Origin of the sequence: Pseudomonas sp. NBRC 111140 (assembly GCF_001320885.1) — a bacterium.
GTDB classification, from domain to species: Bacteria; Pseudomonadota; Gammaproteobacteria; order Pseudomonadales; family Pseudomonadaceae; genus Aquipseudomonas; species Aquipseudomonas putida_P.
Window position 1 is genome coordinate 1 of record NZ_BCBQ01000075.1, and the last position, 12,904, is coordinate 12,904.

General features: G+C 62.8%; 8 protein-coding genes. 2 read left to right on the forward strand and 6 right to left on the reverse strand.

The genetic code is table 11. From position 1 onward, the window contains the following. The 6 genes from APH42_RS21130 to APH42_RS21155 all read right to left on the reverse strand — a co-directional run. The coding region (locus APH42_RS21130) for a sensor histidine kinase KdpD (protein WP_060494156.1) at positions 1 to 633 on the reverse strand (633 nt) is incomplete at its 3' end. Then, positions 630 to 2,237 carry a tetratricopeptide repeat-containing response regulator gene (locus tag APH42_RS21135; RefSeq protein WP_012270519.1) on the reverse strand — a complete coding sequence of 536 codons (1,608 nt, stop codon included), beginning with the start codon at positions 2,235 to 2,237 and terminating at the stop codon, positions 630 to 632. The genes APH42_RS21135 and APH42_RS21130, both read right to left, overlap by 4 nt. A 159-nt stretch (positions 2,238 to 2,396) precedes the next feature. Then, entirely contained in the window at positions 2,397 to 5,114 is a 2,718-nt protein-coding gene (locus tag APH42_RS21140) for a LuxR C-terminal-related transcriptional regulator (protein ID WP_060494157.1), read from the reverse strand. Positions 5,115 to 5,406: 292 nt separating this feature from the next. Then, positions 5,407 to 6,771 carry a DUF1329 domain-containing protein gene (locus tag APH42_RS21145; protein WP_012270517.1) on the reverse strand — a complete coding sequence of 455 codons (1,365 nt, stop codon included), beginning with the start codon at positions 6,769 to 6,771 and terminating at the stop codon, positions 5,407 to 5,409. A gap of 25 nt (positions 6,772 to 6,796) precedes the next feature. Further along, a complete protein-coding gene (locus APH42_RS21150) occupies positions 6,797 to 8,683 on the reverse strand; it encodes a DUF1302 domain-containing protein (protein WP_012270516.1) in 1,887 nt (628 codons plus the stop codon). A gap of 331 nt (positions 8,684 to 9,014) precedes the next feature. Next, positions 9,015 to 10,697 carry a fatty acid--CoA ligase gene (locus APH42_RS21155; protein WP_012270515.1) on the reverse strand — a complete coding sequence of 561 codons (1,683 nt, stop codon included), beginning with the start codon at positions 10,695 to 10,697 and terminating at the stop codon, positions 9,015 to 9,017. A 161-nt stretch (positions 10,698 to 10,858) separates the two neighbouring features. Here APH42_RS21155 and APH42_RS21160 point away from each other — a divergent pair, with 161 nt between their 5' ends. Both APH42_RS21160 and APH42_RS21165 read left to right on the forward strand, forming a co-directional pair. Further along, positions 10,859 to 11,824: a 2-hydroxyacid dehydrogenase gene (locus APH42_RS21160; protein WP_060494158.1), complete on the forward strand. Its 966-nt coding sequence runs from the start codon at positions 10,859 to 10,861 to the stop codon at positions 11,822 to 11,824. Between the two features lie 54 nt (positions 11,825 to 11,878). Continuing rightward, a complete protein-coding gene (locus APH42_RS21165; protein ID WP_012270513.1) occupies positions 11,879 to 12,877 on the forward strand; it encodes a class I SAM-dependent methyltransferase in 999 nt (332 codons plus the stop codon). Positions 12,878 to 12,904 lie beyond the last annotated feature (27 nt).

Below are 12,904 nucleotides of genomic sequence, written 5' to 3' on the forward strand. Positions count from 1 at the left end.
CCGCCCGCGCACCCCGCCGCTTTCATGCAGTGCCGCGATCCGCGCCGCGAAGTACAGGCCAAGGCCGGTGCTGCCGCTGGTCGAGTCGATGCCCTGGATGTACTCCTCCTGGCGCTCGAGCATGTGCTTGGGATAACCCGGGCCGTCATCGTTGACGCAGATAGCCAACTGGTTGTCGGCCTCTTCGATGGTAATCAGCAAGGCGTGCCCGGCAAAGCGGGTGGCGTTGGTGATGACGTTGGCGATTACCGAGGCCACCAGCTCACGGTCGAAGAAGCCAAGCGGGTTGTCGGTGTCGATGCGCCAGGTGGCGAGGATGTCGTTGTGCTTGAGCACTTCCTGGTGCGCCGCCAACTGCGCTTCAATGAAATCATCCAGTTCGTGGTAGTCCGGGCACACCGGCAACTGGTTGATGCCCAGTTTGTACAGCCCAAGCAGCTGTACCAGCATGCCGTTGAGGTGGCGAAACTCGTGCTCCATGATCCCCTGCTCGGCACCACCGCGCAGCTCTTCGGGCAAGCGCTCCACCCACTGGCTATGGGACTGGATCAGCGCTGACAGAGAGCTTTTGAGGTCGTGCACGGTGGAGGCGATCACCGTGGAAAAATCCAGCCCCTGATTGTCTTGATTCATGCGCCGAACACTCGGATGTGCAGTTTGCGGTAACGGTCATAGCGATTGTCGCTGGCAGGGATACCGGCGACGCTGGTCAAGGCGTCCTGGCATTCCTGCATGATCGCGGGCTGAGGGTTGTCACCGCCGATGCGCAGCAGCGCCTGGGCGGTGTTGAGGGCGATGCTGATGTTCTTCGGCTGCATACCCAGCGCTTTGCGGAACAGTTGCAACGCCTCGCCAAGCTGCCCTCCCTGGTAACTGCGTACACCCTGGCGATTGAGGGTGACCGCTTCGGTAATGGCGTTGAGCACGCTGGGGTCGTCCGTCAGCTTGCCCACTTTTTCCATGACCTTCGGGTCATCGCCATAACTTTCCACACAGCTCTTCAGCACGCCGATGGCGGCGGCTTCCTGCCCCATTGCCTGCAACTGCGCAGCAACGGTCAGGGCCGAATCGACCGAGAAGAACTGGTTCATCTTGTCCAGGCGCTGGATCGCCTGTTCGGTCAGCTTGCCGGCTGTTTCCGGGTCGCCCGCCTGCTGCAGGCTGGCAGCCTTCATCATCCGCGCACGCACTTGCAAGCCCTGGTCCTCGGGGTTTTCCTTGGCCACTTCGCTGAGCGTGGTGTTGATTTCGACACGGGTACGGGCATCCAGGCCGAAGCCTGCGTTCTTGCTCATCAGCGCCTGCACCAGGCCGAGGTTGTTTTCGGCATCCTTGTAGCGCGAGCTCTGGCCCTGATTCACCGCATGGCGGAACGCCTTCGATGCACTCTCGAAGTCTTCGTTTTCCAGCGCCAGCTTGCCCAGCGTCGATTGCCGACGCACAGACAGAGGCGATAAACGTACGGCTTCTTCAAGCAGGTTCTGCGCGCGTCGGGTATCACCCTGAGCCACCAGCACCTCGGCCATGCCATCGTAAAGGCCTGGCATGATCGGGAACGCCTTGAGCGCCTGCTCGTAGACACCTTGGGCCTGGGCGTTCTGGCCACGCTTGTGCATCAGTGCGCCCAACGCGGCGTACACCCACGGCTGCGGGCGGCTGGCCAGGATGGCCTTGAGGAACTTTTCAAGTTCCTCAAAACGGTTGAGGTTGCGCAGGGCATCGGCCCTGTAGCGCAAGCACAGCGGTGCCAGGCGCGGGTCCTTCTTGCACAACTCGGCACAAGCGGCCAGCACTTCAGCCGGGCGATTGCGGTCCAGCGCCTGCAGGATCGGTTTGAGCAGCGTCTTGCGCTGGAACAGTTTCTCGACGCGCTGCGCCAGGCCAACCCGGTTGAAGGGTTTGGTCAGGTAAGCATCGGGCTCGTGCTCGATGGCGCTGAGCACGATGGCCTGGCTACTCTCGGCAGTGACCATGATGAACACGCACTCATGGCTGATGTGCTTGTCGATGATCAGGTCTTCGAGCACCTGTTGGCCGTTCTTCTTGCCGTCACCCAGATGGAAGTCCTGCAGGATGAAGTCATAGCGCTTCTGCGCGCACATGCGCAGCGCCTGCTCGCCGCTGTCAGCGGTGTCCACGTCGCGCACGCCCAACTCACGCAACATGGAACGGGTCGACGTGCGAAAGTCGGTAAAATCGTCGACGATCAGAAAGCTCTTTTGCCCGTACTGCAGCATCAACACGACCTGCCTTGGAATGATTGAAAAATCGCGCGAGGCGATGCCACCGATCGCTGTATCGGCAGCCGGTCGGGAAAGATGAGGGTAGAGCATTACCGGCCACAAACCATGGCCTCATGCCATCACTTTAACGAGCAATGACCTGCAGAGCCAGTATCACGCCAGCAACCCCAGCGTTTTTGCCTTTGCCACCGCCTGGGTGCGTCGCTCAACCCCCAACTTGCTGTTGATGTGGCTGGCGTGGGTCTTCACGGTGTGCAAGGAAATGAAAAGCCGCTCGCTGATCTGCTGGTTGGAACAGCCCTGGGCAATCAGTTCGAGCACGGCCAGTTCGCGGCCGCTCAGCGCCTCGCCGGTGCCTGTGCTGGCGGAGGGCACTGGCGGCAGGTGCTTGAGCAGTTCGGCTTGAACCGGGCAAGCGGCCGCTGGCTGCAGTTGCTCATGAAGCCATTGCGGGTGCTTTTCCAGAATTGGCTGGAACGGTTGCAGCACACCGCCATGGGCTGCCTCCAGCAAACCTGGCAGCAACTGCGCGGCCTGCCCTTCCCTGCCTTCGTCCAGCAGTTGGGAAAGCCATTGGCAAAGAGCACTGACGGTGAGCATCATGCCGCCACTGGCCTGGCCACGCGCTACCAGGCTTGCCAGGCGTTGCACGGCATCCTCGCCACGCAACTGGATGCGCTCGAGCAAAGCCTGCTGCAACGCAATATGCAACGGCAGCAGCGGGTGGAACTCCGGTGCTGCTGCCGGTTGCTCGCCACCGTAGGTCTGGCCCAGACGCAGCAGCCAGGACTCGGCCAGGTCGGTTCGCCCCTGGGCCAGCCACAGTTCGCATTTGACCAGGGTAATCATGGCCAGGTAATAGACCGGGGGCACGTCCCAGATATGCATCAGGCGCTCGGCCTCGGCCAATTCGGCAAAGGCTTCGGCAAAGTGCCCTTCCCGGCCATCGAGCGTGGCAATCACGCAATGACCGATGAGCACACTGATGTCTCGGCACGCCCGCGCCTCGCCCAGCCCTGCACGCAAGCGTGCTCGGCCCTGGGCCGGCTGCAGGCGTGAGACCAGCAGGTAGCCTTCGTAAAGCGTCAGGCGCGCACGCACGGCATACAGCCGCTGCGCCGAAAGCCCCTGCAGGCGTTGCAGGCCCTGGCGCACTTCGTCCAGTGCGCGCAGCACCTCGCCACGGGCGTGCAGCACTCGCGCCCGGTCGTAATGGGCCAGGGCCTCGAACAACGGGTTGCCGACCCGTTGGGCCAGCTCCAGGGCTTCGCGGTTCCAGCCTCGGGCCCGCCAGAAGTCGCCATCGGCAATGGCCAGGTTGGACAGCGTCGACAAACACACCAGGCGTTGGCCATAACGCTTGCTCGGCAGGCTCTGTAGCGCCTCGCCGCAATAGGCCAGGGTGCGTTCGCGGTCGCCACGGCCACGGGCAATGACCCCACTCAGCGCCAGCCACTGGGCCAGCATCGACTTTTGCGCGGTTGCCGAAGGCGCGGGTAGAAAACGGCTGAGGTAGCCGGCCAGTTCCTCGGCTGCGTCCAGCTGGCAAGCCAGGCCCAACGCCCAGCTGTACAGCACGATCAACCGTGGCGTGCTGATCAGCAGGCTGTCGGGCAGGTCCATCTTCCAGCGCAGCAACATACCGACGTTCTGTTCGGCCAGCAGTTGCTCCTCGGACAGGCTCTGCACCAGGTCTGCGGCGACATCCAGGTGGCCGGCACGCAAGGCCTGCTCCACAGCTTCGTCCAGCAGGCCCTGGGTTTCGAACCAACGGCAGGCCCGTATGTGCAGGCCAGCTAGCGGCTCGCTGGCCTGGCGGCTGCGCAACAGGTCGGAGAACAAGTGGTGATAGCGGAACCAGTGGCCATGCTCGTCCAGCGGCACCAGGAACACCTGATGCGCCTGCAGGAAGCGCAGGATCGCGGCACTGTCGTGGCGGCCCCGCAGCGCATCACATAGCGGGGCGCAGAAACGCTCCTGGCAGGCGGTTTCGTACAAGAAGGCCTGCACGTCCACGGGCAACATGTCGATGACTTCTTCGAGCAAGTAGTCGCGGATCAGGCCCTCGCCGCCATGCAGCGCCTGGGGCAAGGCTTGCTCGTCAGCGCTGTCGCTGGCCGCCAGCTGCCAGAAGCGCAACCCGGCCACCCAGCCGTCGCTGCGCTGAATAAGGTTGTCCAGGGCCTGACCGCGCAGGCCCGTGGGCTGGCGGCCAATCACTGCCAGCGCCTCATCCGCGGTGAGGCGCAGGTCCTGCTCGTTGAGCTCGACCAGCTGCCGTGACAGGCGCAGGCGCGCCAGGTGCCAGTCTGGCCGCTGGCGGCTGGTAACCAGCAACACAAGGCCGGGGGGCAGGTGATTGAGGAAGAACTGCAGGCAGCGGTCAAGCACCGGCCCCTGGGCCAGGTGATAGTCGTCCAGCACCAGCAGCAGCGGCGTATCGGCTTGCAGGTACAGCGCCAGCTCGTCGAGCAGGCCGTCGAGCCACTCTTCGAAGGCGAACGGCTGGTGGCGCTGGCGCATTTTCAGCAGCCCCATGGCCTGGCCGCCCAGTGCTGGGCAGTACTGCTGCAGGCCTTCGAGCAGGCGTTCAAGGAAGCGGCCAGGGTCGGCGTCGCGCTGGCTCAGGCCTAGCCACAAGCTGCGCCAGTGTTCGGGCAGCGCTTCGGAAAATTCGATGGCCAGGGAGCTTTTGCCGAAACCTGCCGGGGCATTGACCAGCAGCAGCCGCCCGCCCAGGCCGGCGTGCAGACGCTGACACAGACGCTGGCGCGGCACATGGCCGTCCGGCAACGGAGGCCGGAAGAAACGCCCGTCCAGCAGGCCCAGGGCCTGACTCGCGAATCCATGCGTACGGGACAGATCTGTCATGGCCGGCTCGTTCTGGTTGGAAGACTACGGCGGTATGGATGTTTGCGAGACTAGCGGGTAACGCGGCGCATTTGAAGATGATGGGCGCAATTGCCACGGAAAAGACTGCGACAAAAAGCAACATGGCTGATGGACAGAGGCCGTAGCGGGGGTGTGGGTGGGTATTCAGCAGATTTATTGCCTGTTCTGGCCTCTTCGCGGGCAAGACCGCGTAGAGGCCAGAACAGAAAAATAGAAACGCCCCGGCAAGCCGGGGCGTTCTGGGGATCACACGGAGTTAGTGGTGTTCAGCTTAGCGAATACCCGACTGGCGCAGCGCCGCTGGTTGGAAGTCGGCCTTGCTGGCACTGAAACCGAAGTCGTAGGCACGCTTCTCTTCGTTCTTCATGCCCAGGGCCAGATAACGACCGGACTGCAGGTCGTAGATGGCTTCCAGGGTGTACCACGGCACCTCGACGTTGTAATACGGCTGGGCGTGGGCCTCGGACACGCGCCACAGCTGGCCACGGCCGTCGTACTGGTCGATGACGGCAGCCTGCCAGGTGTCTTCATCGATGTAGAAGTCACGCTTGGCATAGATGTGTCGCTGGCCCGGTTTGAGGGTTGCGACCACGTGCCACACGCGGCGCAGCTCGTAACGGGTCAGGTCCTGGTTGATGTGCCCGGCCTTGATGATGTCGGCATATTTCAGCTTGGGGTCATCGAGTTTGAAGGCGTTCGACGCGATGTACAGCTCCTTCTTGCCTTCCAGCTTCCAGTCATAGCGGTCAGGTGCACCGTTGAACATGTCCAGGTTGTCGGAGGTACGCAGGCCATCGGCAGCGGTACCCGGGCCGTCATAGGACACTTGCGGCGCCTGGCGCACGCGACGCTGGCCGGCGTTGTAGATCCACGCCTTGCGCGGCTCCTTCACCTGGTCGAGGGTTTCGTGCACCAGCAGCACGGTCCCAGCCAGGCGCGCGGGCGCGGTCACTTCCTGCTTGAAGTAGAACAGGATGTTGCCTGGGTTGTTCGGGTCGTAGTCCTTCATCTTGTCACGGAAGACGAACTGGTCGGAGAAGTACACCGGGTTGAACGAGCCGTTCTGCTGCGGCGTAGCTTGGGTGACCAGGCGGCTGACACTGCCGCCACGGTAGCGGGTGATGTGGTTCCAGATCACTTCCAGGCCGGTTTTCGGGATCGGGAACGGTACCGCCGTGCGGAAGTTGTTCAGGCCGTTGCCGCCCTCGACCAGGGTGGTCTTGGTGGCGTTTTCCTTGATGGCCGCGAACACATCGGCCGGGACGGTTGAACCTCGATGGGTTTTGAACACCGGGATCTTGAAGGTGTCCGGGTAGCGCTTGAGCATGGCCAGCTGGCCTGGCGAGAGCTTGTCCTTGTACTGGTCGGCGTTTTGCGCCGTGATGGTGAACAGCGGCTTGTCACTGCCGTACGGGTCGGACAGGAAGCCCTTGCCGTCGACGCTGCCCGCCGTTTTCGACAGCGGCTCCCACGCGCCGATGGAGCCGTCGGCATTGCCGGCCTTTTCCGCCCCCATTGGGGTCAGGGTGCTACCCAGCTTGGCCGCCTCGTCAGCGGATACCGCAGCCATGACACTGGTCGCCAGCAGGGACAGGCCCAGCACACCGGCTTGCAGCAGACTTCTGGTCTTGTTCATGTCGTGTCGTCCTGGATCTGAATGCTTAGAAGTTCACGCCGAAGCTGAGGGCGACGAAGTCGCGGTCATCCACGGTGCTGTACTTGCCGTCGAAGAAGTTGGTGTACGACAGGCTTGCCGTGTAGGTGTTCTGGTATTCGGCATCCAAGCCCAGGCTGACAGCCTTGCGGCCTTCCTCGAAGTTGGCGCCAGGGCCCGGCGAGTAGCCGGACACGTCATGCGACCAGGCCACGCTCGGTTTCAGGTTCACCCCAGCGAATACGTCGTTGTAATCCCAGATGACACGGGCGCGATAACCCCAGGACGTGCTGGTGGTGTAGCCATCGTTCTCGCATTTGCGGTTCAGGTTGGTGGTGGATGCACCGGCACCGGCGCCGGCGATGGTGCTGGCGTTGAGCGCCTGGCAGGTGTCCGCTCCGCCCGTGGACGGCAATGGGCCAGGGCCGAACACCGGGTCGCGGCCATAACGGGTATCGTGCGCATTCTCCAGGCCGCCGACGTGGGTGACGCCCAGTTCGCCCACCACGGTCATGCGGCTAGCGCCCATCACTTGGTCGAAGAAGTGCGTCAAGGTGGTCTGGAACTGGGTGATCTCTTTACGGCGATAGCCGTGCAGGTCCTGGCCCGGTGTACCCGCCAGCAGCGAAGCATTGGTCAGTGCGCCGCCCAGAGGACGAACACCGGCAAACAGGATATCGGTGGTGTTCAACTGTACCGGCGCGTTGGGCCGGTAGCTGATCTCACCGCTCCATGCCGTGCCGGTTGGCAAGGTGGTGGAGAAACTGAGGCCGTAGAGTCGAATATCTTCCGGGTACTCGACGAAGTACTGCGAATTACCCGCCACGATCAAGGGTGCCAAGGCTCGCAGCTGTGCCGGCAGGCCGGCGATACCGGAGAACACCGAAGCCGGGGCGCCGGTGGCGCTGAAGATTGGCGCACGGCTGTGGTAGTTCATGAAGTAGGCACCGAATTCGGTGTCCAATGGCTCGAACATGTAGCGCATGGCCACGCCGAACTGCCCGCTGTCACGCGCGTCGCGGTCAGCGCCACGGCGCACCATCACACCCTCTTCGTTGATGTTCACGCCCTGGGTAGCAAGGAATTGCTGGGCCGCGCCCGGCACCGTACGGCTGCTGTTCAGCACGCGCAGGTTGTCGGTACAGCCGTCGGCAATGATGTCCGGCTGCGAGAAGAAGGTACCGCAGTTGTCGACGACCGTCTGGTCCCATTCAAGCTGGTAGAAGGCCTCAGCCGACAGGTTGTCGGTCAGGCTCTGGGAGATGTAGAACATGTTGACCGGGATCAGGCCTTCCTTGATCTCGGCCCCAGGGCGGCGAAACGCCGACACGTCGATGGGGTTGATCGAGTTGATGCCGCCGCCGATGAAGGTACTTTCACCCCAGCTCACCACCTGCTTGCCAAAGCGCACCGAACCGGGCTGATCGCCGATGGAGTAGTTGTGGTAGACGAAGGCGTCGAGCAGCTCGGCGCCGGACGACTTGGCGCCCTCCTTGCGGTTGGAGTCGCTGATGTCCTTGAACTCGCGGCCTTCGTCCTTCAGCTCGAAGTCGTACCAGTACTTGCCACGCACGAACACGCCGGTGTCGCCGTACTTGAGCTCCAGGTCATGGATGCCTTTGAAGATCTTGGAGAAGGTTTCGCCCTTCTTGAAGTTCAGGTGGCCATCGTCGGATGTCTGCGACAGGCCCTTACCGCCATTGTTCACCCCGATCAGGTTCTTGTTGGGGTTGGCCGTCGACCAGCTGGCGCCGATGGAGAGCGACGAGTCGAACTGGCCTTCGATTTCACCCATGTTGAAGCTGACAGCGAAAGCAGGACTTGCGAGCGTGGAAGCAAGGCTGACGGCCAAGGGCAACTTGGCCCGGCGCCAGAACAGGTTTGCAGATTTCATCGACGCTACTCCATGTACTTTATTGTTATGGCAGTGAGTCCTTTCAAGAACGGCCCGAGCGACCGGTTTGCAGGTTTGCACCCGCGGCGACACGGCTTGCGCGTGTTGCCCTCCCCCATTCCTGAAAATCCCCTGGCCCCGACTATAGCCAGCAAGGCACAGGCGCTTGATCCCTCTAAAGTGTGATTTGCGCTCCATGCCGCCAACTCGCTGCTATTTGTCCCGATTGCGTGCTGGCAGTGCTCAAGGATGGCGCATTTTTGCCATTTGGCAAGGCGCCAACCTCTCTAGCATGCGGGTCGCGTTCTGACGCACACGACCCGCAAAGTAATTACAAGGTGGAAAGGAACGCGCTGTTGCTGGCCTGCCATTGGACGATGTCCTGGCGGATGCGTTTCTTGTCGAGCTTGCCGACGCTGGTCTTGGGAATTTCAGTAACAACGGCGATCTGGCTTGGAATCGCCCACTTGTTGATGTGACCTTGCTCGACAAACGGCTTGAGGTGCTCCTTCAGCGACTTGGCGTCGATGGCGTGGCCATCACGCACCACCAGCAGGGCAAACGGACGCTCACCCCATTGCGGGTCGGCCACCCCCACCACCGCCACTTCGCGCACCGCCGGGTGGCGGCTGACCAAGTCTTCCAGGTCGAGTGAGGAGACCCACTCGCCACCGGTCTTGATCACATCCTTGATGCGATCGCGGATGTCGATGTAACCCATACCGTCGAGGGTGGCGACATCGCCAGTGTGCAGCCAGCCACCCTGCCACAGCTCCTCGCTCTTTTCCGGTTCCTTGAAGTAACCCATGGTCAGCCACGGCGCACGCAACACCAGCTCGCCTTGTGTCTCACCGTCTGCTGGCAGGAAGTTACCGTCGCCATCGACGATGGCTGCCTCGACCAGTGGCACCGGCACACCGGCCTTGATGCGGTAGGTAACACGCTCATCCTCGCTGCCGGCCTGCAACTCATCGTTAAGGTGGGCGGCGGAGATCAGCGGGCAGGTTTCCGACATGCCATACGCAGCAGTCAGCTGGATGCCACGTGCCAGAGCGGCCTGATACAACGAGCGGTTGAGCGAGCTGCCGCCAATGATAATCTTCCAGCCGCCGAAATCCTGCCCTTGCGAAGCCGGGCAGTTGAGCAGCATCTGCAGGATGGTCGGCACGCAATGGGAGAAAGTGACCTTCTCCTCGCGCCAGAGCTTGACCAGCATGTCTGGCTCGTAGCGCCCAGGGTACACCTGCTTCATCCCGAGCATGGTGGCAGCGTAAGGGATGCCCCAGGCATGCACATGGAACATCGGAGTGATCGGCATGTACACGTCGTTACTGCCCAGCAGCCGCACGCTGTCGATACTGCCGGTGACCGAGGCCTCGGCCAGTGTGTGCAGCACCAGCTGACGATGACTGAAATACACACCCTTGGGGTTACCGGTGGTGCCGGTGGTGTAGAAGGTGGTGGCCACCGAGTTCTCGTCGAAGTCAGGGAAGTCGTAGCGCGGGCTGGCGGCGGCCAGCAGTTGCTCGTACTCGCCGACCAGGTCGGGCAAATCGGCGGTCTTGTCCGGGCCGTCGGTCAGCAACAGGGTCTTGTCGACGGTGGTCAACTGCCCGGCGATGGCCTGGTACAAGCCGACGAAGTCGCTATTGACCAGCACCACGCGGTCTTCGGCGTGGTTCATGGTGTAGAGGATCTGCTCGGGCGACAGGCGCACGTTGATGGTGTGTACCACGGCGCCGATCATCGGAATAGCGAACATGCATTCCAGGTAACGGTGGCTGTCCCAGTCCATCACCGCGACGGTGTCACCGGCCTTTACCCCGGCCTCGGTCAGCACATTGGCCAGGCGTGCGATGCGCTCGTTGAGCTGTGGATAAGTGAGCCGCAACTGGTCGCGGTAGACGATTTCGCGGGTCTTTTCATAGCGGCAGCCAGACATCAGCAGGCGTTTGATCAGCAGTGGGTAGGCGTAGGCGCCCTCGGCGGGCTTGATGATGCGGGTCTGCAACATGGGTATCCCTTTTCTGAAAAGCGGGCCAGACAAATGTGGTAACCACTGTAGTTCGCCAATGTGACGGCTAAATCAGCCGAAGGAATGATTTGGCTACGCGGGGTATGAGTGGCATTGTCCGAGTGATGGATCATCCCTGCCCTGCCAACGGAGCCTTACTGATGCCCAGCCCGCGTCGCGCTGTGTTTCTCGACCACCAATCCCTGGATCTTGGTGACCTCGACCTTTCCCCGTTACGAAGCCAGTTCGATGAGCTCGAACTGTTCGATGCAACCCGCCCGGACCAGGTAAGCCAACGCCTGCAGGGCGCCGTCGCGGTGGTCAGCAACAAGGTCATGCTCGACGCCGCGACCCTGGCCGCCAACCCGCAGCTCAAGCTGATTCTGGTGGCCGCCACCGGCACCAACAATGTCGACTTGGCAGCAGCCCGCGCCCAAGGCATCACGGTGTGCAACTGCCAGGGCTACGGCACGCCGTCAGTCGCTCAGCATACCCTCGCCCTGTTGCTGGCCCTGGCGACGCGTCTGTGCGACTACAACCAGGCGGTTGCCGACGGCCAGTGGGCCAAGGCCAACCAGTTCTGCCTGCTGGACTTCCCCATCGTCGAACTGGAAGGCAAAACCCTCGGCTTGCTCGGCCACGGCGAACTGGGCGGCGCGGTGGCACGGCTGGCCGAAGCCTTCGGCATGCGCGTGCTGAGCGGGCAGATTCCCGGTCGCCCGGAGCGCGCCGACCGGTTGCCGCTTGACGAACTGCTGCCGCAAGTCGATGCGCTGACCCTGCACTGCCCGTTGAACGAGCATACCCGGCACATGCTCGGCGCTCGCGAGCTGGGCCTGCTCAAGCGCAATGCACTGGTTGTCAACACTGCCCGTGGTGGCCTGATCGACGAACAGGCACTGGCCGACGCCCTGCGCAGTGGCCACCTGGGCGGCGCGGCCACCGACGTGCTGAGTGTGGAGCCGCCGGTCAATGGCAACCCATTGCTCCAACCCGACATCCCGCGCCTGATCATCACCCCGCACAGCGCCTGGGGCGCGGTGGAATCGCGCCAGCGCATCGTTGGCCAGCTCAGCGAAAACGCCCAGGCCTTCTTCGCTGGTCAGCCACGCCGCGTGGTCAGCTGAGCCCGGCGCCGGCCTCTGCTACACTGCGCCACTTTTTTCCAGGAGGCGTCGTCCATGGACCCGCGCAGTGAAGTGTTGCTCCGCCAGGCAGAGCTGTTCCAGGGGCCGCTGCTGATCGCTGGCGCCCCCGCCGACGACCTGCTCGGCCAGTTGCCCCAGGCCCAGGCCTGGACCTGGCATGCCGGCGATCAGGCCATGCTCGACAGCCGCTTTGCCGGCCGCAGCCACTATGCGGTCGAGCCGCCCGACCTGCCCTTCGACAGTGCCGTGCTGTTCCTGCCCAAGTCCCGCGAGCTGGCCGCCTACCTGCTCAACGCCCTGGCGTCGCGCCTGGCCGGCCGCGAGCTGTACCTGGTCGGCGAAAAACGCGGCGGCATCGAAGGGGCGGCCAAGCAGCTGCAGGCCTTTGGCAAGCCACGCAAGCTGGACAGCGCTCGCCATTGCCAACTGTGGCAAGTGACCATCGACCAGGCACCGCAGGCAAAACCGCTGGAAAGCCTGGCCGAGCGCTTCGAGCTGGCCCTGGAAGACGGCCCGCTGCAAGTGGTCAGCCTGCCGGGTGTATTCAGCCATGGTCGCCTCGATCGGGGTACCGCCCTGCTGCTCAAACACCTCGATGGCCTACCCGACGGCCACATGCTGGACTTTGGCTGTGGTGCCGGGGTGCTGGGTGCCACGCTCAAGCGCCGTTACCCACAAAGCCGGGTGACCATGCTGGATGTGGATGCCTTCGCCGTGGCCGCCAGCCGCCTGACGCTGGCCGCCAACGGCCTGGAAGGCGACGTGATCAGCGGAGATGGCATTGACGCAGCCCCCACCGAACTGAGCCTTATCCTGAGCAACCCGCCGTTCCACACCGGCGTACACACCAATTATCAAGCTTCGGAGAACTTGCTGAAAAAATCAGCCGTTCATCTGCGAAAAGGTGGCGAAATGCGCCTGGTGGCCAACAGCTTCCTGCGCTACCAGCCGCTGATCGAAGGGGCATTGGGCAACTGCCAGGTACGCGACGAGGCCGATGGTTTCCGCATCTATCAGGCAACGCACGGATAAAAACAGCGCTTGCCGAAAGCGTTTTGC

Excerpts from the sequence above, each read along its gene's own strand:
- APH42_RS21155 (WP_012270515.1), bottom strand. The coding sequence starts at position 10,697 with ATGTTGCAGACCCGCATCATCAAGCCCGCCGAGGGCGCCTACGCCTAC.
- APH42_RS21160 (WP_060494158.1), top strand. The coding sequence starts at position 10,859 with ATGCCCAGCCCGCGTCGCGCTGTGTTTCTCGACCACCAATCCCTGGAT.
- APH42_RS21150 (WP_012270516.1), bottom strand. The coding sequence starts at position 8,683 with ATGAAATCTGCAAACCTGTTCTGGCGCCGGGCCAAGTTGCCCTTGGCC.
- APH42_RS21165 (WP_012270513.1), top strand. The coding sequence starts at position 11,879 with ATGGACCCGCGCAGTGAAGTGTTGCTCCGCCAGGCAGAGCTGTTCCAG.
- APH42_RS21145 (WP_012270517.1), bottom strand. The coding sequence starts at position 6,771 with ATGAACAAGACCAGAAGTCTGCTGCAAGCCGGTGTGCTGGGCCTGTCC.
- APH42_RS21140 (WP_060494157.1), bottom strand. The coding sequence starts at position 5,114 with ATGACAGATCTGTCCCGTACGCATGGATTCGCGAGTCAGGCCCTGGGC.
- APH42_RS21135 (WP_012270519.1), bottom strand. The coding sequence starts at position 2,237 with ATGCTGCAGTACGGGCAAAAGAGCTTTCTGATCGTCGACGATTTTACC.